Below are 19799 nucleotides of genomic sequence, written 5' to 3'. Positions count from 1 at the left end.
TTATTTAATTTTATCCATAATGGCTTTTACTTGTTCAGCTGTCACGGGCTCTGCGCTGTTTCCCCAACTGCTTCTTTCGTGGTTGATGAGTGCTGCGACCTGTTCAGGCGTCAGTGATGCATTGGTTCCCACGGCCGGCATGGCGGCATATTCAGGCCGCGGGTCGTAACCTTTCATAATGATCGTTACAAACAGTTCCAGATCCTCTCCTACGACTATTGGGCTTCCTTTTAGGGGCGGAAAAGCACCGGCAAGTCCTTCCCCACTTGCCTGATGACAGCTGGCACAGTTGGCGGTGTACAGTGTACCGCCGTCCGGCAAGTTGCTTCCTCCACCGCCGGCTGCAGCTGGTTTTTCTTTTGCTTTATACAGAAACTCCCTCGGCACAATACTTTTCGGAAGTTCCGCCTGCTGAAGGCTCAACAAATAGGCCACCAGATCTTCCGCATCTTTTGACGGGACAATCTTGCCTTTTATCCCGGATCTGAACTGCTCAGGAATATTTACCTCCACATCTCCCGGACCCAGCTGGTCTTTCACGATAAAAAGCCATTTATAGGAGGGCATGATAGATTCCGGGACTACGGCCCTCGGGTTGTACAGATGGGTATACTGCCATTCTTTACTTGGCTGCCGTGTTCCGATGCTGATGAGGTCGGGGCCGGTTCTTTCCGTTCCCATCAGGGTGGCGGTATTCTGCCAAATGTTCAGTCTTTTGTTCCGTGCGTAATCCACGGCCAGGCTTGGGCGGTTTCCGAAAACCTGATCCATATCCACATTGCGCACCTGCTGGGTATGGCAAGCCACGCAGCCCTCGCGGATGTACACTGCCCTTCCGTTATATTCACTTTCCGTGAGTGCCTTGCTTCCGGGCAGCGGCTTGTTTATCTTCTCATTATTCAACGCAGGCAAAATACATATAATCAGGGTGAGCACCAGAAAAAAGGCCAGTGCCGAAGAGAAAAGTTTTGTATGGTTGTTGTAAAAATTCATTATTTATCTGAAGGTTTTAATTTGATGCTCTGCAGAATTTCAGCCGGCGTCTGAGGCACTAAGATTTCTTTCCGGGGTTTTATCATGCGGTAAAAATTGTAGGCGAAAATGATATGGGATATCCACATCATGGTACCGCCAATGGCCCTCCACAACCAATACGGAACCATGAGGACCACGCTTTCAATAAATGGTTTTTTCGCCATCCAGAGCATTCCTTTTTCGGTGCTTCCAATCATCAGGGAAATGGTATAGAGCAGCACTCCGATTAAAGCCATCCAGAAATGCAGCCCTACCGTCAAACTTGGCGGTTGTAAGGAAGTGAGCCTCGGAATCAGGGTATAGGTAAATGAAAACAGCATAAAAGTGATGATGCCATACATGGTTAAATGCGAATGTGCCACCGTAAAATCGGTGAAGTGCCACAACAGATTGGTGGTGCGGAAGGCTTCCACTGTTCCCTGCATGGATCCGGTGAAATAAAAAATAATAGACACTACATAAAACGGAAGCACATAACTGAGCTTCAGGCGGTGCCATGATCCGCGAATGGTCATCATGAAATTCACACTTCCGGCCGCTACGGGAATAACCATTCCGACACTTGCTACGATGGCGACCGTCTGCATCCACCAGGGAATGGCACTGAAGATAAAATGATGCGTTCCGATAAGGGTATAGAAAAGAATCTGGGTCCAGAATGCCAAAATGCTCAGGCTGTAAGAATATACGGGACTGTTGAGTTCCTGAGGGAGAAAATAATACATCAATCCGAGGTTCAGAAACATGAACCACATGCCAACACCCTGGTGCATGAAATACCCTTGGACAATCGTCTCTCCCAGCCCCTGTTGCCAGAAAGGAAGGTAGGCTACCACGAGAATGGTAATTACAAACATCATGGCTGCTACGATGTACCAATTGGATACATAAATTTCTTCTGTTTTCCGGGCAGCTATGGTTTTCAAAAGATTGTAAACGGTGATAATAATGCCTACAGCAAAAAGGGACATGACCGGCCAGATGTATTCGCGGTATTCTCCGCCACTGTTGTTAATTCCAGACATCAGGAAGATACTGCCAATTAATACTGCAGCGTTCATCAGTGCTAAGGTGGTGTATCCTGTTCTGACACTGAAAATACGGGTGTTTCCTACCCGAGGAACAACATAATAGGAAAAACCCACCATCGCCATCGATGACCAACCCCAAAACACCATATTGGTATGCACCGGCCTGAGTCTGCCGAAGCTGAGCCAGCTGATGTGATCGGCATCCGGAGCAACGAATTTTATCCCAAGGTAAAAACCCACGGAAGTTCCTACAAAAAGCCAGAAGATGGCACAAGCCAGATACCAGAGAATGAGTTGCTTTTCTTCCGTTGGAATTTCTATTTTTCCACCTGCTGATTTCCTCTTGGTATGGAGAAACCGGATATCGGTAACATCCGCTGTTTTAGCAATAATCCCTTTCGGGTCTTTTACGCGGGTTTCGGGAGAAAGTTCGTTCCCTGAAAGCTGAAACTCCAGTTCCTGCCGGCGGGTCTCCAGTGCGGAAATTTCCTCAGGCTGCATCCCGGCAATTTTTTCATTCACTGATTTTAATTCGATTTTTCTCATCACATCTTTAATCATCCGGTTGACCCGAATCAGCATAAGAATGATGGCGAAAATAATCGGTATAGCAAGAAGTATGATGGTGAGCTGCAGTCCGGGCTCATTGAAAAGTTTATCCATGATGTACTTTGAGGAGAGATCAGTCTCATTCCAAACCCTAAAATTATCGTGATTAAAAATGGGTCCTTATGACCTCAATCATAAAGCGTCTGGCCTCAATAGTAGATTTTATGATCTTTGATCTGAAGTTCTCCTTTTTTTTCCATCAGTTTAACCGTCCGGATGACGGTTTCGACCCTTAGGCCAGTAAGGTTGGCCATCTGCTGCCGCGTTAAAGGAATACAATACGGATCTGATAAACTTGTACTATGTATTTGTTTAAAATAATCCATGAGTACCGTAAGACGAACATGGGGATCTTTTGAGAAGATGTTCTGTGACATCAGCATTTTATAATAAAGCCGTTGTGCGAGATTGCGGTTTATTTCAAGAGAATATTGCGGATGCTCTTCCAGTAAAGAGAAGAATTTTGCTTTCGGAAGTTCCAGAATTTCGCAGTCGCAGAGGGCGATAGCATTGGACGGATATTTTCTGTTTAGAAACAACAGGGCTTCTCCAAAACACTGCCCTTCTTCTAAAATATGCTGAATAAACTCTTTGCCCTCACCCTCGAAGTTATTCAGTTTCACTTTACCGGAAATTATTTGGAAATAGTATTCTACCTCCTGATTTTCTTCATATATGAAATCCTGTGGCTCATAGCGATGTACCAGGGCACCGTGTTTTCGTAAGAGTTCTTCAGAAATCATGCTGAAAGATAAGGAATAGTTTTGGAAACCGGGACGTGTTTTTTTGCTTACACGGGAGATTTATATAAACTTTTTATTTACTGTTAATTGTAGATTGTTTGTAAAATTATTCATCATCTCTTTCTATTCTGAAAATATTTACATCTACTATCTGAACACCATCGCAAGACACATGATCTTGTTGTAGCAAGAAGAATCTGTTGACTTGTGTAGGCTGAATTTGGTTTACAAAAATCGTGTACCCTTAGCATCAGACTAAATTAAAATAAAAAAATGGCAAAAAGTAATCTGTCAGAAATGAACAACATGGTGCCATTGTACATGATACTGTTCATTCCGATGCCGCCATTCCCGAAACTATATGACTTTTTAATCCGATTTACCTTTACAGTTATAATTTCTTGTAATATGAGCGGAACTTAATTTAAAACACTTATAAGCTCAAAAACAAGCTTTAAATCCCTGATATACCTTTATCTTATTTGAATAAATAAATTATTCTTTTAGCATATAATGACGTGAATTAAAAATAACGTTACACATTTATCATATATATTTCTTATTTACTCACTTTATGTTATGATGGCGTTATCTTTGATGCTGCACAATGGAACTTTCATGTGCATTACATAAAGTTCGGGATCGCCCCAATTATCTCATTTCAAAACAAACATTAAATATCAATATTATGGAAACTACAGTAAAGTACTATTCCGGGGAGGAATATGACATGATTGTCTTTTGTCATCTTCGCTGGGATTTCGTTTATCAGCGACCGCAACACCTTATTTCAAGGCTTGCCAAAAACCACAAAATCTTGGTTGTTGAGGAACCTGTGCAAACAAAACTCAATGGAAAAGGCCCTTTTGAAATCAAAGAAATCAATGCAAACCTCCATGTTTGTCAGCCACCTGTGAACGACATTGAAGATATTGGGCCTTATCTCCAAAAAAGACTCCACTCCAAATCTTTTGAAATCGGCTGGTTCTATTCGCCGGCCTTCGTTTCTGTTTTGGAACATCTTGATTTTGAAACTATTGTTTATGACTGTATGGATGAGCTGTCCTTATTCCGGGGTGCTCCGAAAAAATTAATAGAACAGGAAAACCAACTGTTACAGGCGGCTGATGCAGTGTTTACAGGAGGAAAATCGCTCTACGAATCAAAATCCCAAAAGCACCATAATGTATTTTGCTTCCCGAGTTCTGTAGATATGGATCATTTCTCCAAAACAGATGTAGAAAAACCTAAAGACATGCGTCATATCCCAACTCCTATTGTGGGATATTATGGCGTTATTGACGAGCGAATTGATTTAGATCTTCTTCAGAAAACTGCGAAAATGACTCCTGATGTTTCTTTCGTTATGGTAGGACCGCTTTGCAAAATCAGCGACGCAGACCTTCCGAAGGAAAAAAACATTTATTATCTCGGCATGAAATCTTATGAAGAACTTCCTGCCTATCTGAATTATTTCGATATCGCCATGATGCCGTTCGCTTTGAATGATGCCACGAAATACATCAGCCCAACCAAAACCTTAGAATACATGTCGGCCTCCAAGCCTATTATTTCAACAAAAATAAAAGACGTGGTTAGAGATTACAGCGATTGCATTATGCTGGTGGACACTGCAGAAGATTTCCATAACGCCGTTCAGAATCCGAACACCCGGTTCCAAAAAAGATATAATGAAATTCTGGAAAAAACTTCCTGGGATACAACGGCTGAGAAAATGAGTACCATCATCGAAAAAATACTGGTATAATGAACGCAGACATACTCATTATTGGTGCCGGAATTTCCGGTGCAACCCTCGCAGAACGATATGCATCCATCGGGAAAAAAGTTTTAGTTCTGGAAAAAAGAGGACATATCGCAGGTAACTGCTACGATGAATACGACGAAAACGGCATTTTGGTTTCCAAGTATGGCGCTCATTTGTTTCATACCAACGACGACGGCGTTTGGGAATACGTACAGCGTTTTGCAGAATGGTATCCGTGGGAACATGAAGTGATTGCCCGTGTAGACGATAAAACCGTTCCTATTCCCGTGAACATCAATACCGTCAATATTCTCTTTGGTGAAAACATTACGACTGAGGAAGAAATGAAAGCCTGGCTGGACAAAAACCGTATTCCTTTTGATGTACCCAAAAATGGCGAAGAAGCGGTATTGAACCGTGTCGGTCCTGTATTGTATGAAAAAATGTTCAAACATTACACCAAGAAGCAATGGGACAAATATCCGGAAGAACTGAATGCTTCAGTATTGGAAAGAATTCCGGTGAGATTCAACCATGACGGGCGTTATTTTTCGGATACTCATCAGGCGCTTCCAAAAGGGGGATACACGAAAATTTTCGAAAATATGCTGAATCATCCGAATATTACGGTGATGCTCAATACGGATTATTTCGATGTAAAAGACCAGTGTGAAGGATTTGAAAAACTGTTCTACACGGGACCCATTGACCGCTTTTTTGAATTTAAAGATGAGATGATGGAAAAGCTCGAATATCGATCCATTAATTTTGTTACCGAACATCTGGATCAGGAATATTTTCAGGAAAATTCGGTTGTCAATTATCCCGGACAAGAGGTTGACTATACCAGAATTATCGAATATAAACATTTCGGGAATCAGAAATCTGCAAAAACCAGTATTGTGAAAGAATATACCGTAGATACCGGCGAACCCTACTATCCGGTTCCCAACGAAAGAAATCAGCAGATCTACGAGAAATACAAAGAAAAAGCCGACCAGCTTCAGAATGTGTACTTCGTAGGAAGACTGGCTAATTATAAGTATTTCAATATGGACCAAGCGTTCAGAAATGCGCTCGACCTGTTTAACAGCATTGAAGCATCAAATCTAAAACCACATGAGAAAGCCTTTATTTAACAGTTATTTTATGGGAGGATTTGAGTGTGCCGATCATATCAACCGGCATGGCCAGCGTGTCAACCTCCTGAAAGAAACCCAACATGACCTTCGTGCTGAAGAAGATTATATTCTGCTAAAAAATTTGGGAGTCCTGACTGTACGGGAAGGAATTTGCTGGAGTGCTGTGGAACAATATCCCGGAATTTATGATTTTTCAGAAATCGGGAACAGGATAAAAGCTGCACAAAAACATGGAATTCAGCAGATATGGGATTTGATTCACTTTGGCTATCCGGACGGGCTGTACCCTACTCATCCCCATTTTACAGACCGTTTTGAAAACCTGTGCCGTGCTTTCACAAAGTTTTATCTTGAAAACAGTTCTGATCCCTTGTTTGTTGTCCCTGTAAATGAAATTAGTTTTCTTTCCTGGCTTTCGGGAGATAACCGGGGAACGGTACCTTTTGCCGTGAACAGCGGCTGGGACATGAAATATCACCTGTGCAAAGCCGTCATTCGGGGAATTAAAGCCATGAAGGAAGAAATCCCTGACTGCAAAATTGTACTGGTAGAACCCTTAATCAAAATTCACAGCGCCGGCGAATCTGAAGAAGAACTTTTTAGAAAAAACGAATATCAGTTTGAAGCGATGGACATTATCGGAGGACGAATGTGCCCTGAACTTGGTGGTGATGAAAGTTTTCTGGAAATACTCGGCTTCAATTATTACTGGAACTGCCAGTGGCGCGGAACTGCCGATAGCCTTTGCTGGCCCGATGAAAACAACGAACGCATTCCATTGAGTGATCTTCTTGCTGCAGCTTATCACCGTTACGGAAAACCCATTTTTCTTTCAGAAACCGGCAACTTCGGAGAAGGAAGAGTTCGTTGGCTGGAAGAAATTACTGAGCAATGCCGAATTGTTCTGGAAAACGGAATCGATTTTCAGGGCATTTGTATTTACCCCGTGACCGATCGTCCCGATTGGGATGATCTTAGCATTTACAGCCAGTGCGGAATTTATGATCTGGACCGCCACGGAAACAGAATACCCCATCAGGAATCTATTGCATTTCTCCAAAAAGAAACTGCATTCATGAAACAACACCCTCACCTTTTCAACTTAAAAAAAGAACATTATGGAATCGAGAAAAATAAAAACCGGCATCACATTCAGCTGCTTTGATTTGCTGCATGCCGGACACATCAGAATGTTAGCCGAAGCGAAATCGCAGTGCGACTATCTTATTGTAGGCCTTCAAACCGATCCCACAATTGACCGGCCGGAAAAAAACCAACCGGTGCAAACCGTGGTAGAACGCTATATTCAGCTGAAAGGCTGCCAGTACGTAGATGAAATTATTCCCTACACTACCGAGAAAGATCTGGAAGATATTCTGAGATTGTATCCGATAGACGTCCGTATTCTGGGGGACGAATACAAAGACAAAAATTTTACGGGAAGGAATTTCTGTGAGGAAAAAGGAATTACCCTTTACTTTAATAAAAGACATCACCGGTTTTCCAGCACCTTATTGCGGACTGAAGTTTATAAAAAAGAGAAAGCAAAACAAGTTGCCCGAAACGGACAGTCCGAAATGGCCTCCGTAGAATTTTCCCAGAATGGCAAAATCACGTAAAATAAAGGATCTAAAATCATGTGAAACCGTCTCAAAACAATGATTGAGACCGTTTTTTATTTTAAATAAAGCAAATCCAATAGCCACTATTCCGGCATATAGTTTCGCCACTTAACTGGATAAAAACCGGTCTCTTGTAGTTCCTGCTCTTGGTATTTGTAATTGTAAAAACTGCCTACGCCCAACTTAGCTTCCTCATCTTAGCTTAATCTCACCGAGCTTCGCTCCCAATCTTCGCCCAAAGTTGCACTTTGTTCTCGCTTGTCAAGGTGATCTTTGCCTCTCTGTTTTTTATTATTTTTAATGGAATCGGCGAACCTCCTTCGTCGGTTTGTACTGGTAAATATATTCATTATTTTCAAAATCTTAAAAGCCTTCTGTGGTGGGAAAGAACTTCAATACATCCGCGAAATTGGTTTCGGTGGTGAAGGCGATAAAAGCTTCCATTTCGTAGGCATTGTCACCGGCATCCTGAAACATTTGCCATAAAAGAATTCCTGTTTATCACATTAAAAATCCAAGTTTCCTTTTAATGGTGGTACAGATTTTTTATCGTAACAATACTTTTGGAAGTTTCTTATCACATAGTAATTGTTGTAGTCCACAAAGATGCTATCATTATAAAGATATTTTCTTGGAGATTCTATTCCTCCTTGTACGAGATCACTTACAGGTTCAACCTTAAATCGGTATTTTTTATTTAATACAATTGTCTTGCATAAAGTCTTTGAACCAAACGGATCTTTAAAAACTTCTATAATATCATCATTATCAGTAATTAAAACATATACCCTTTTTGTTTCATAAACACCAATAATTTTTCTATTGATTATAAATGGCTTACTACTTATTGTTTTTTGTTGAGAAAAACAGTTAGTAAAAAATATTAATATAAATAATAGATATAAATAATTTTTCATTTTTTTAGCTTTGGATTGTCATAATAAACTTTAAATAATGGCTTTGTGATAAGTTTACCATTTAATAATTTCCCAGTATATCCCTCATGAAACCACCTAACCTTTGTTCCTTGTAATTCATTATTAGGACGTGTCAAAATAACAATTTTGTCTTGAGGCATCATAGCAGCTGTAGTATCATGCGCTTCCTGATATATCGAACTCGGGCTAGATCTGGTGTGAATGGGTACTGAGCTTTTCGTTTCCAATGATTTTGAAGCTATCAAAACATTTTCCACTACCTCATGGGTTATTCCCGTACCTTTCGGAGTTCCCGAAAAACTTTCCGCTTCTCCCAACACTGACGGATTAGTATATTGATTACTGATAACCTTACCGCTCGAACTATCGTAAGACGCTCCACCGAAAGCTCCACCTGGAATTAGACCTCCTGTTGGTGTAATATTATCATTCTCGGCATAAATTCTTGAATCAATATTGGTGTTTTTTATCCCATTGTATAACACCTGATCAGTAGAAGATAATTTATTATAATCGGAAGTGCTTAAATTAGTTGTGTTAAGTTTACCATTACTATCCATTGTCATATTTAGCTGACTGTTGGCTTGCAATTGATCGAATGCATCTCTGGCAAGTGATCCTAGAATGTGGATGTCTAAATTTTCACGCCCATCAGGATCAATAAATCTTATAGGATTGTTGTAAGCATAAGTATAAGGTGACCATCTTCTCGAAGTTTCCGCAAGTTCGTCTATGACTCCCCACCTTCCAATATCCGGCATATAAAACCTCGCACCATAATCATACATCCCAGTCTCCTGTAATTCTTTTCCGTTGTATTTATAATTAAAATAACTTCCAGTTCCAAAATGAGCATCTTCCTCAGAGTTTCTCACAAAACTCATCCCGAAGGGATAATAGTCATTACTATCGGTTACTATTTGGTTTTGGTTTCCTTCATTTTTATAGCTCAATCTCACTTTTCCTAAATGGTTTTTGTCTCACGGATTATCTGAATCGATTACACTCTTTTGTCAGTTTATACTAATAAAATAATTGGCATTATATTCTTCGACTGTCATTGGTGGATCATATACTTTATCGACAATGATCGTATCTGTTATGGTGTCAAGAATAGTGTGCCGTATTAAAAACTCCTTTTTATCGTTATGTTCAAAAACCATTATCTCAGATATTTTCCCATCTTCAGTATAATAAATAGTTCCGCCTCTTTTCAAAAAAGTTTTGTCTTTCATAAAAAAATCCGACTCGCCTTTACTTTTTATTTTGCCATTTTTCCGATATAAAACGTTATAAAAATGATTAGGACTCTTAATCAACTCAGAAACTGTTTTTACTGTTTGGTCTGGATAGTATTCGATACCTTTTTGTAATTTTCCATTTTTGTATTCTGCATGCCAAATTAGCTTCTCATCCTCAAATGTTTTAGAGGAGATCAACCGATTATTTTTGTAGACTTTTTCTATCTTATATTTATCCTGATATTCAATATCTATTCTATCACTCTTTGCACAGGAAACCGTTAGTAATAGTAGAACGAAGATACTTGTTTTTGTATTTATTTTCTTGAATTCCATACGCTATCCATTTGTCTTTTAATATCATCATTGAACATGTCATAACCATTACCTTTAGATCCACGATACATACTTGGATGTCTTAAAGGAGTTCCAAAATTCATCGTGGAATCTCTAACTACGGGTTTACCATCTTGAAACTTTACCCCTACAGGAACTTGTACACTAACAACAGTATCTTTGGACTGTATTTGGTTTAGAGATTCGGCTACACCCAAAATATTTTTTATTCCTTCAGCCAGAGCAGAGAACCTCTCCCCAAAACTATTTCCTCCTGGAAGGCTTTGTGGTGCTACGAAACTTCCCCAATCAATAGGGATAATCTTATCATTAGCAAATTTCTTGTCATGGGTGCTTGCATCAAAGTCAGTTCTCGCTAATCCTCCATAATTCGTTATCTGAAGAAAGGTCTCTTCCGGCCAGGTGGTTGCAGAATTTCCCCCTATCGTCTGTCCTAACATGGCTAAAGAATTTGTGATCTTATCTTGTGTGGAACTGTTTGGAAGCCAATCAACATTTCCCCCTTCATTCAATCTTGCATATCCACCATCACTATATTGGACTAATGTGCCATTGGCAGCAAAACCGCTAACACCGGGAGTATTCTGAGCTTGTGTTACAGACGTAATATTTTCGTCATATTTCCAGGTTCCATTTCTTAATATCCAATCCTGCCCCGTTCTTCCATCAGGATCAATATAACGAATAGGATTATTAAACGCATAAGCATAGGGCGAAAATCTTCTGGAAACTTCTGCAAGTGGATCATGTTGTCCCCAAATTACAGCATCCGGCATATAAAACCTCGCGCCATAATCATACATCCCGGTTTCTTGCAGTTCCTTACCATTGTACTTGTAGTTATAATAACTTCCCACTCCAAACTTAGCTTCCTCATCTTCATTCCTTACAAAGCTCATCCCGAAGGGATAATAATCGTTGGAGTCAGTTACAATTGGGTTTTGGTTTCCTTCATCTTTATAGCTTAATCTCACGTTTCCGAGGTGGTCTTTATACTGGTAAATATATTCATTATTTTCAAAATCATAAAAGCCTTCTGCGGTGGGAAAGAATTTCAAGACATCTACGAAATTGGTTTCGATGGTGAAGGCGATAAAGGCTTCCATTTCGTAAGCATTGCCACCGGCATCCTGAAACATTTGCCATAATTCATCATCTCCTACCGAGGAAGCGTAATGAAATCCATCCAGGTATTCTGTAGAAGAAGAATACATTTGACCCTCAGGTCCGGTGGAAAGGAAGTTTTTCTTCAGTTTTATGTCATTCCGTTGAACACAATTAAATTATTTATTGGTATAGGTATGCTTTCCCTTGCCGTCATAGCACACCCATTCGTGTGCTATGACAGTGTCTTTCTTATGGATATAAAACACTAAATCCCCTTTCTTTTTAACAATAGTATCTCCCTCTTCAATCTCTTTTTTATATAAGCTCCACCATCTACTATCATTATGGCAAATTTTCACTTCTTTTGTAATAGGATCATAGCCTTTGGCTTTAAATAAATATGGATATTCTGTCGGTGATATCTCTACAACTAAATTACATTCTTCATTATATGCCGTATCAGTATCTCTTTTACAATCAATACAGGATTGAAAAAACACAAACAAAAAAACAAGTATTATTATATTTTTCATACTCTAATCAAATTGTGGTTTATGCTGAACCCAGTTAAATTTTAAAAAACGATTAAGCGAAGGGGTTAAATCGGTAGTATAAGTCCTTGAAATCCCTCCTCCTACAGATGTACCTAAACTAATATTTACCGCCCTTGTTCCAAAAGTTGTAGGGAGTCCAGTAGTAGCATTGGCACTTGTATTTGCTGAGCCTCCAAAAATATAAGAGCCTGAAACTTCGGTGCCGTGCCCCAAAGCTTGGCCAAAAACATCCGTATTACGAGAGCCATCTGTGTTTGTTCCATACGCAGACAAAATGTTTAATTGAAAATTGAATCCGTAACTTTCTTTAGCTAAACCCGTTAAAGCTGTACCGAATAATTTAGCTTGGCCTGTACCAAAGTTTTGAAGCAAAGAAAGGGTATATCCAGTTGTACCATATGTATAACCTACTGACATCCCATACGCATATCCTCCAAACATTTTAGCCTCTGCATCACGCAGTCTATATCTTGCTGCTTCTGCATTTCTTTTTGCGATCGCATTTGGATGGTTAATGATTACTTCTTCAATATGCTGCATTTTTCCGCTTTCAATAGCTTTACCTCCACCAGAAGCAGAATCATCATAAATGTAACCGTTGGCAGCATAATGCATATAACCCATCGTATTACTTTCAAAAGCATATTTGGCACCCTCTATACCGTTATCTTTGAAAAATTGGGTGGCATTATCTCTGTTTAAGCTCTTATCATATAGATACTGCCCATCATTTGTATAATACCAATCTCTTCCATCAGGATCAAAAATAAGGATAGGATTGTTACCTACATAATTGTAGGGCGAGTTGCTTGAAAATTTTTCAGCCAACTGGTCGATCCCGTTCCATCTAGCGATATCCGGCATATACATGCGCCAGCCGTAATCGTACATCCCGGTCTCCTGTAGCTCTTTCCCGTTGTACTTGTAATTAGTATAACTTCCTACGCCAAAATGAGCATCTTCTTCAGAGTTTCTAACAAAGCTCATCCCAAAAGGATAATAATCATTGCTGTCCGTTACGATCGGGTTTTGGTTTCCTTCATCTTTATAACTTAATCTCACGTTTCAAAGGTGATCTTTATACTGGTAAATATACTCACTATTTTCAAAATCATAAAAGCCTTCAGCGGTTGGGAAAAAGCGTAAGGCAGTTTCATTGGGGCTCAGCTGCATTTCTTCAATAAAGGCTTCCTGCTCATACGCAAAATACACGGGGTTCGCATTGTTGTCAGGCGCACCTTGAGTGGTAAGATAATGAAACCCGTCAATATATTCGGTGATGGTAGCAAACTCCCCGTCTTGTTGCGTAAGGTTTGTGAGCTTTCTAAGTTTGGTACCGTCTGCACGGTACAGATACAGAAATTTAAACTTATTTTCATGTATTCCTATAGCATTAGGAAGGTTCAAATAATTATACCCTATTTGATTGATGTATTTATCCGGCATCGTAAGCATATTGCCGTTGGCATCATATTCCATAGGATTTCCTCCGCCTTCATATCCTGTGGGATTTCCGCTGCCATCATTCACGGTGATCAAGCGGTTTCCGTTGTATTCGTAGGAAAGTTCATCAATCTGCTCTGCATAATTGCCGTAAAACGAAGGGGCATTACGTAAAAGATGCTGGATATTCCCGTTCAAGTCATAGGAAATATTTTCATTGTAAAATTCATTATTGGGGAAAGCGGTATTGGGTTCGGAAAAGTTGGCGTTGGCAAGCCGGTTAATAGCATCATAAGAATAACTGTATCTTCTGATGGTAGGTTCATTAAAACCGGTGGCCTTTGCCCAGTCTATTTCGGCAATATTTCCGTTAAACCGTGCAGTGGCCTCCTCGGGATTGGTATATTTTATCTGATACCCGAACAATTTTCCATTAAGATCTGTAGGTTCATTGATTTTTGTCATCCACCCTCTGATATTATACTCGTAATCGATGCTCTGCAAACCGTTGCCTACTTGTTTGTTGGCAAGCTGAGAAAGCTCGTTGTATTCGTTCTGGGCAAGGATTTCTTCAGGCTGAGAATCCACCTCATGTTTGTGCTCCAGCAGCCTGTTCTGGTGGTCGTAAGTAAAGGTCTCCTCAATCACTTTTTCGGCATCGCTGTTCAGCCTTTTGTGGTAGGTGTAGGTTTGCTGTGGGACTCCCGCAAAATCCAGCAAAGATTCCGTTCTGGTGTAGCCTCCGAGATGGTTGATGCTATGGGTGGCGACGGCCCTGCCTTTTTTATCATACCAGGTATAGGTTTTTGTCCAGTTGTCATCTTCTATGTTCTTTACATAGCTTGCCGTAGGCAGCGACTTGGTGCTCTGGTTATGGCTTTGCGCATCCTGAGAAAGAATATCCTGACCTAAGATCTGTGCAGGAAGCGCAGGGCTGCCTGTGGGATAGGTGTCGTAATAGTTGACAGACAGAACTGTTTGGATATTGGTAAAATACCCATTCGTGTAGTACACCTGCATGCCGTTCTTTGAAAACCCCGCGGTATCTCTTGTTTCGGTGATCACAAGATTCGTGATCTGGTTCTGCATGCTGATTCTGTTACCTCCCGGCAGAATCCCGGTATAAGCCACCCTTCCGAAAATATCATACTTGGTAATCATCCATTTTCCCTGTTGTTCCAGATTGGCATCCTGGGTGAGAATCAGGCGGTCTGCTTTGTCATACACCATATATTCCCAGCCTTTTCCGGGAAGCTTCTTTTCCACCAGCCGGTTCCGGCCATCATAGCGGTATTGGTAACAGAGTTGATCCAGAATGGTGGTGGTAAGCGAAGGTGGAACGGCAGCCAGTGGCGGAACCACAAAGGCGAGCTGGTCGTATTCGTTATATACGTAGTAGGTATGCAGAACCCCTCCTATACCCCATGAATCGATGAACCCTCTCGCGTCTCTTTACCCGTACCATACCTATAGACATACCGAGGGGTCACCGCCGGTAAGAGCAATACAACGACATTACAAGTCCAATGCAAGTGCAATAGGTCAGAGATAAAAATAAATAAATAAATGAGAAAAAAGACAGCCGAAAATGCATAACACAGGATCATGGATCCTGCATGTGATCAGAATAAGAGATGAAAGGTACTAAAAAAAATGTAAATGGAGAAAAAAAACATAGATTTTTAGGTGCCTGTTTAACTTTATTGCTTGAGTTTTTGTAATTATTTTTTGAAAAAACTACTAATACGCTCCCTTCGCATCGATCATAAAAAAAATGTATCTTTAAGAGCTTGTTTAAATTTTACAATTTTCAATTTTTATCGCTATTTCTGGATGGATTTTGCTCTTTTAGATTGAAAGGTTAGCGGGTTAAAAGGGTGAAATACGCCGAAAAGAGCATAAAAGTGTAATTCAGAATGATTAAAATATCTATACTAAAAATATCGATAAAATGTAAACAGGCTCTAAGAACGTAATTAAAAAGAGAAAACTCAAACTGAATAGTATGGCCAATATTAACAAAAAAGGAAATTTGAGCGGTGCCCTCGGAGAGATCGTATTTGTAAATGATGGCGACCGGAAATATACACGGTTGAGACCTGACTTGGTAAGGCAGTCGGAGCGTACCAAGGCTGCTTCAAAAGTTTTCGGGATGGTGAGCAGTCGGGAAAAAAAATTCAGAACTAAATTGCTTAATCGACTGCAGATGCCTGCTATACAGTATCTGGCAGCACAACACCGGGGCAGGCTGCAGAAATGTATTACGCGTGGGCGCAACGGTGCGCAGCAAGAGGAGCCGCAGTTCGGAAGTCCGGAAGCACTGATAGGCTTTGAGTTTAATCGGAAACTGAAATGGCACGAACGTACGAATTTTTTTCCCTTTTTTAAAGGAACCGCAAACGGAGCACTGAAGGTAAGCCTGCCCGCCATAAAATGGGGCAGGGAAATCAAAACACTTCCAAAAGCAACTTCTGCGTTGCTGACCTTCACAGCAGTGTCGGTCAACCTGAATTCAACGGACGTACCGCTTAAGATAGTCTCCACGTTGACGATGGAGGTCGGCCGTTCTTCTGAAAACCCGGCTCAGGAATGGACAGTGCCTGCGGATGACGCTCCGGGATGGCTTCTGATTATAGGCATGGTGCAGTACAGCGGTAACGGGTTATCGGAAAAAAGATCAGAAACCTTTTCGGCAACTTACCTTTGGACCGGAATAAATAGGATATAGCATCCTAAAATCCTTCTTATAAAGCCGCCTCAGTTGTGAGACGGCTTCTTTTCGTATCACAAATGACTCTCGGTGAAGTGGGATATTCTAGAAATCAATAAAAGTGTCCATTTAATAAATTAAAATCCAAAATGATTTGTTAATATTAAAACATTATTTAACTTTGTGCAATAAAGTATTAATTAAATTAAAATAACAATGAAACTTCCTGTACATTGTCCCAGTTGTGAAACTGCACTTAACGTTCACCAATTGAAATGCAACCTGTGTGAAACGAGCGTAAGCGGAAACTATGATTTGCCACTTTATCTCCAACTTTCTCAGGATGAACAGGAATTTATCCTGAATTTTTTTCTTTCCTCCGGAAGTATTAAAGAAATGGCAAGACAGGCCGACCTCTCCTACCCAACGATGCGAAATAAAATGGATGACCTGATCAAAAAAATTAAAAACCAATAACAATATGAACTGGAAATTATTCTTTAACCCATTTTCTAAATTCTCTGAAAAAGCCCTGTTGATGGCAGGAGTTTTCTTTCTTTTGGGGGGCAGCTTCATCGGATATTATTTCGGGGTGACGTACGACGGCATTTTTGATGTACACATTTCTCCGGTCACTTTTACAGAAAGCCTGACAGAGAACGTGATCAATGTTGTGATTTTAAGTCTGCTTCTTTTTATTGCCGGAATAATAATCAATTCCAAAACCAGAATTATCGATATATTAAATGTGGCACTGATCAGCAGATTTCCGATTTATTTAGCCGGACTTTTCGCTAATAACCAGCGTATTTCAGAAATTTCGGAGCAGTTAATTGACAGTGTTCATCAGGAAACCCCCGCGTCGGTATCTTCTTCAGATATGATGATTCTGATGCTATTTTCTGCAGTATTAATTTTATTTCTTGCCCATGAGCTAACGCTGATGGTTTTCGGTTTCAAGACTGCTGTGAATGCACGAAAGTGGCAACATTGGTTGCTTTTCGCCTTCGCACTTATTGCAGCAGAAGTTATTTCCAAAGCAATCATTCACTTTATCTAGAAGAATTTTAATATTATCCATTTCCAATTTAACTAGTGAATATTTTCTTATCGAAGCATTTTTCCAGAAAAAATTAAATCCTTGATCATACCGTTATTGGCAAAAACTAAGAGATAAAGCGCTCTGATTTATTGTAGATTTGCCGATATTTGTTAGATACTTGCCTTACCGCTCAGGATCAGTACAACGCTATTCTTCAGTATTTTGAAATAGCGTTTGATTAGATAAGGGAATCACCTTGTTTAAATAAAAAGATAAACCCTCTATTACTCTCTCCAGTCAAAATCAAAAAAAAAGGAAAACGTATCTTTGTAAAAAATACAAATGCCTTTTAAAGCAGTACTTTTCGATATGGATGGTGTCATTGTAGATACCGAACCGCTTCATCGCAAAGCTTATTTCCAAACGTTTCATGATTTAAATATTGATGTTTCTGAGGAACTTTACGCTACCTTCACGGGCGCTTCGACCAAAAAAGTATGTGATACGGTGATACAACATTTTGATCTTTCACAAACTCCGGAAGATATCATCAGTTCCAAACGGCGTTATTTTAAAGATTATTTCGATCACGATACCACTTTTGACCTGATTCCGGGTGTTCTCGATCTTATCCAAAACTACCATCGCAATAATATCAAACTTGTCTTGGCCTCTTCCGCCAGCATGAATACGATACGCTGGGTATTTGAAAAATTTGATCTGGATCAGTATTTTATCGCAAAAATAAGCGGTGCCGACTTGAAAGCTTCGAAACCGCATCCTGAAATTTTCCAGAAAGCAGCAGAACTGGCCGCAGAACCCCGCGAAAACTGTATGGTGATTGAGGATTCTACCAATGGTATCCATGCAGCACACGCTGCCGGAATATTTTGCGCAGCATACACCAGCGAACACACGCATCAGCAGGATTATTCCAAAGCCGGAATAGTGGTTTCTGATTTTTCGGAACTGAAAACAGAAAATATCGCTCCTCTTTTTAACGGTTCAGGCAGAAAAGCGTCCGCTTTAACCTAACGAAACGCAAAAGTTTTAAAAGCGGGAAGATTAATATCCCAGCAGTTTCAGCACATCTTCAGGTTTTTGTTCTTCGCGGAAAATTTCATACTGAAACTCCCCGTTTTCATCTTTCTGAATGAGGATATGTCTTGGCTGTGGCATCAGACAATGATGTACACCACCGTATCCGCCTATAGTTTCCTGATACGCACCCGTATGGAAAAAACCAATATACAAAGGCTTTGTATCGCTGAATACCGGTAAATAAATCGCGTTGGTATGCTGTTCAGAGTTGTAATAATCGTCGGAATCGCAGGTAAGTCCGCCCAAGAACACCCTTTCATAAGTATCATCCCACCGGTTGAGCGGAAGCATAATAAAATGTCGGGAAATGGCCCAGGTATCCGGAAGGGTAGTCATGAAAGATGAATCAATCATGTTCCATTTTTCTCTGTCGTTCTGGCGCTTCTGCGAAATAATTTTGTATAGATTGGCACCACTCTCTCCTACCGTAAAACTTCCAAATTCCGTATAAATATTAGGTTCATCCACACCTTCTTCTTCGCAGAACTTTTTGATTTGGGAAACAATTTCCTCCACCATGTACTGGTAATCGTAATCAAAATTCAGGGAAGTTTTAATAGGAAAACCGCCACCAATATTCAGGGAATCTACTTCCGGAGCTATTTTCTTCAGCCTTGCATACACCCGAAGACATTTGTACAGTTCGTTCCAGTAATACGCGGTATCTTTCATTCCGGTATTGATAAAAAAATGGAGCATTTTCAGCCTTGCGTTGGGATGTTCAGCAATTTTCTGGGAATAATAGGGGATAATATCCTTGTATCCGATTCCTAATCTGGAAGTATAAAATTCAAACTTAGGTTCTTCTTCTGAAGCAATTCTGATTCCGATATTAAACGTAGAATCGATACTTTCCGTCAGTTTATCCAGTTCGCGATAGTTGTCCAGAATCGGTGTGATATTGCTGAAACCGCTGTTCACCATTTCAGAAATTTTCTGCAGATAATCATCGGTTTTAAAACCATTGCAGATCACTTCTATTTCCTTATCCGCTTTTCCTTTATCATACAACGCTTTCACGATATCCATATCATAAGCGGAAGAAGTTTCGATGGAAATATCATTTTTCAACGCTTCTTCCAGCACAAAATTGAAGTGGCTGGATTTGGTACAGTAACAGTACCTGTAGGTTTTTCTGTAATCATGTTTTTCAAAAGCTTCTTTGAACCAGGCCTTTGCACGATTGATATTGTGGGAAATTTTTGGTAAGTAACTAATTTTTAAAGGTGTTCCGAATTGTTCAATGACGTCCATTAAAGGAATATCATGAAAAAGCAAGTTATTTTCAGCAACATTAAATTCTTCTGTCGGAAAATACAAGGTTTGATCAATCAGCTCGGAATATTTAATTTTCAT

20 protein-coding genes are annotated in these 19799 nt (G+C 40.2%); 9 read left to right on the top strand and 11 right to left on the bottom strand.

Annotated elements, in window-relative coordinates:
* The 3 genes from DQ356_RS06975 to DQ356_RS06965 form a co-directional block, all read right to left on the bottom strand.
* Entirely contained in the window at window positions 1-993 is a 993-nt protein-coding gene (locus tag DQ356_RS06975) for a cbb3-type cytochrome c oxidase subunit II (protein ID WP_114303749.1), read from the bottom strand.
* Window positions 993-2729, bottom strand: a complete 1737-nt coding sequence (locus DQ356_RS06970; RefSeq protein ID WP_114303748.1) for a cbb3-type cytochrome c oxidase subunit I — start codon at window positions 2727-2729, stop codon at window positions 993-995. The genes DQ356_RS06975 and DQ356_RS06970 overlap by 1 nt, the downstream gene beginning before the upstream one ends.
* Window positions 2730-2824: 95 nt before the next feature.
* Complete coding sequence (locus DQ356_RS06965) at window positions 2825-3418, bottom strand: Crp/Fnr family transcriptional regulator (protein ID WP_114303747.1); 594 nt, start codon at window positions 3416-3418, stop codon at window positions 2825-2827.
* A 688-nt stretch (window positions 3419-4106) separates the two neighbouring features.
* Between DQ356_RS06965 and DQ356_RS06960 the strand changes: the two genes are divergently transcribed.
* The 5 genes from DQ356_RS06960 (at window position 4107) to DQ356_RS11175 (ending at window position 8436) form a co-directional block, all read left to right on the top strand.
* The gene (locus DQ356_RS06960) at window positions 4107-5186 is read left to right on the top strand and encodes a glycosyltransferase (protein WP_114303797.1); all 1080 of its coding nucleotides are present in this window, start codon (window positions 4107-4109) and stop codon (window positions 5184-5186) included.
* Window positions 5186-6325 carry a UDP-galactopyranose mutase gene (gene glf / locus DQ356_RS06955; RefSeq protein ID WP_228420672.1) on the top strand — a complete coding sequence of 380 codons (1140 nt, stop codon included), beginning with the start codon at window positions 5186-5188 and terminating at the stop codon, window positions 6323-6325. Before DQ356_RS06960 ends, glf begins: the two co-directional genes overlap by 1 nt.
* On the top strand, window positions 6306-7493 hold the full coding sequence (locus tag DQ356_RS06950) for a glycoside hydrolase family protein (RefSeq protein WP_185123774.1): 1188 nt from the start codon (window positions 6306-6308) through the stop codon (window positions 7491-7493). The genes glf and DQ356_RS06950 overlap by 20 nt, the downstream gene beginning before the upstream one ends.
* On the top strand, window positions 7462-7947 hold the full coding sequence (locus DQ356_RS06945) for an adenylyltransferase/cytidyltransferase family protein (protein WP_114303796.1): 486 nt from the start codon (window positions 7462-7464) through the stop codon (window positions 7945-7947). Before DQ356_RS06950 ends, DQ356_RS06945 begins: the two co-directional genes overlap by 32 nt.
* A gap of 303 nt (window positions 7948-8250) precedes the next feature.
* Window positions 8251-8436, top strand: coding sequence for a hypothetical protein (locus DQ356_RS11175; RefSeq protein WP_126723247.1), 186 nt, complete (start codon window positions 8251-8253; stop codon window positions 8434-8436).
* A gap of 20 nt (window positions 8437-8456) precedes the next feature.
* On the opposite strand, the gene DQ356_RS06940 is transcribed toward DQ356_RS11175, so the two are convergent.
* The 7 genes from DQ356_RS06940 to DQ356_RS06910 form a co-directional block, all read right to left on the bottom strand.
* Window positions 8457-8867 (bottom strand): hypothetical protein, encoded by a 411-nt coding sequence (locus tag DQ356_RS06940; protein WP_114303745.1) that lies wholly within the window; start codon window positions 8865-8867, stop codon window positions 8457-8459.
* Window positions 8864-9841, bottom strand: a complete 978-nt coding sequence (locus DQ356_RS06935; protein ID WP_228420670.1) for an RHS repeat-associated core domain-containing protein — start codon at window positions 9839-9841, stop codon at window positions 8864-8866. The genes DQ356_RS06940 and DQ356_RS06935 overlap by 4 nt, the downstream gene beginning before the upstream one ends.
* 60 nt (window positions 9842-9901) lie before the next feature.
* Window positions 9902-10465 carry a hypothetical protein gene (locus DQ356_RS06930; RefSeq protein WP_114303744.1) on the bottom strand — a complete coding sequence of 188 codons (564 nt, stop codon included), beginning with the start codon at window positions 10463-10465 and terminating at the stop codon, window positions 9902-9904.
* The gene (locus tag DQ356_RS06925) at window positions 10447-11700 is read right to left on the bottom strand and encodes an RHS repeat-associated core domain-containing protein (protein WP_114303743.1); all 1254 of its coding nucleotides are present in this window, start codon (window positions 11698-11700) and stop codon (window positions 10447-10449) included. Before DQ356_RS06925 ends, DQ356_RS06930 begins: the two co-directional genes overlap by 19 nt.
* A gap of 69 nt (window positions 11701-11769) precedes the next feature.
* Window positions 11770-12126, bottom strand: coding sequence for a hypothetical protein (locus DQ356_RS06920; RefSeq protein ID WP_114303742.1), 357 nt, complete (start codon window positions 12124-12126; stop codon window positions 11770-11772).
* Window positions 12127-12129: 3 nt separating this feature from the next.
* A complete protein-coding gene (locus DQ356_RS06915) occupies window positions 12130-13209 on the bottom strand; it encodes an RHS repeat-associated core domain-containing protein (protein ID WP_114303741.1) in 1080 nt (359 codons plus the stop codon).
* A gap of 3 nt (window positions 13210-13212) precedes the next feature.
* Window positions 13213-14952 carry an RHS repeat domain-containing protein gene (locus DQ356_RS06910; protein ID WP_114303740.1) on the bottom strand — a complete coding sequence of 580 codons (1740 nt, stop codon included), beginning with the start codon at window positions 14950-14952 and terminating at the stop codon, window positions 13213-13215.
* 643 nt (window positions 14953-15595) lie between these two features.
* On the opposite strand from DQ356_RS06910, the gene DQ356_RS06905 reads away from it, so the two are divergent.
* The 4 genes from DQ356_RS06905 to DQ356_RS06890 all read left to right on the top strand — a co-directional run bounded on the left by DQ356_RS06905 (window position 15596) and on the right by DQ356_RS06890 (window position 18377).
* Window positions 15596-16318 carry a hypothetical protein gene (locus tag DQ356_RS06905; protein WP_114303739.1) on the top strand — a complete coding sequence of 241 codons (723 nt, stop codon included), beginning with the start codon at window positions 15596-15598 and terminating at the stop codon, window positions 16316-16318.
* A 198-nt stretch (window positions 16319-16516) separates the two neighbouring features.
* Window positions 16517-16777 (top strand): DUF2089 family protein, encoded by a 261-nt coding sequence (locus DQ356_RS06900; RefSeq protein WP_185123773.1) that lies wholly within the window; start codon window positions 16517-16519, stop codon window positions 16775-16777.
* 4 nt (window positions 16778-16781) lie between these two features.
* The gene (locus DQ356_RS06895; RefSeq protein WP_126723245.1) at window positions 16782-17360 is read left to right on the top strand and encodes a hypothetical protein; all 579 of its coding nucleotides are present in this window, start codon (window positions 16782-16784) and stop codon (window positions 17358-17360) included.
* Between the two features lie 324 nt (window positions 17361-17684).
* On the top strand, window positions 17685-18377 hold the full coding sequence (locus tag DQ356_RS06890; protein WP_114303736.1) for an HAD family hydrolase: 693 nt from the start codon (window positions 17685-17687) through the stop codon (window positions 18375-18377).
* Between the two features lie 30 nt (window positions 18378-18407).
* Here DQ356_RS06890 and DQ356_RS06885 read toward each other — a convergent pair whose 3' ends face one another.
* On the bottom strand, window positions 18408-19799 hold the full coding sequence (locus tag DQ356_RS06885) for a type III PLP-dependent enzyme domain-containing protein (protein ID WP_114303735.1): 1392 nt from the start codon (window positions 19797-19799) through the stop codon (window positions 18408-18410).

Origin of the sequence: Chryseobacterium lacus, from assembly GCF_003336205.1 — a bacterium.
GTDB classification, from domain to species: Bacteria; Bacteroidota; Bacteroidia; order Flavobacteriales; family Weeksellaceae; genus Chryseobacterium_A; species Chryseobacterium_A lacus.
This window is presented reverse-complemented; position numbering and strand designations above follow the sequence as displayed.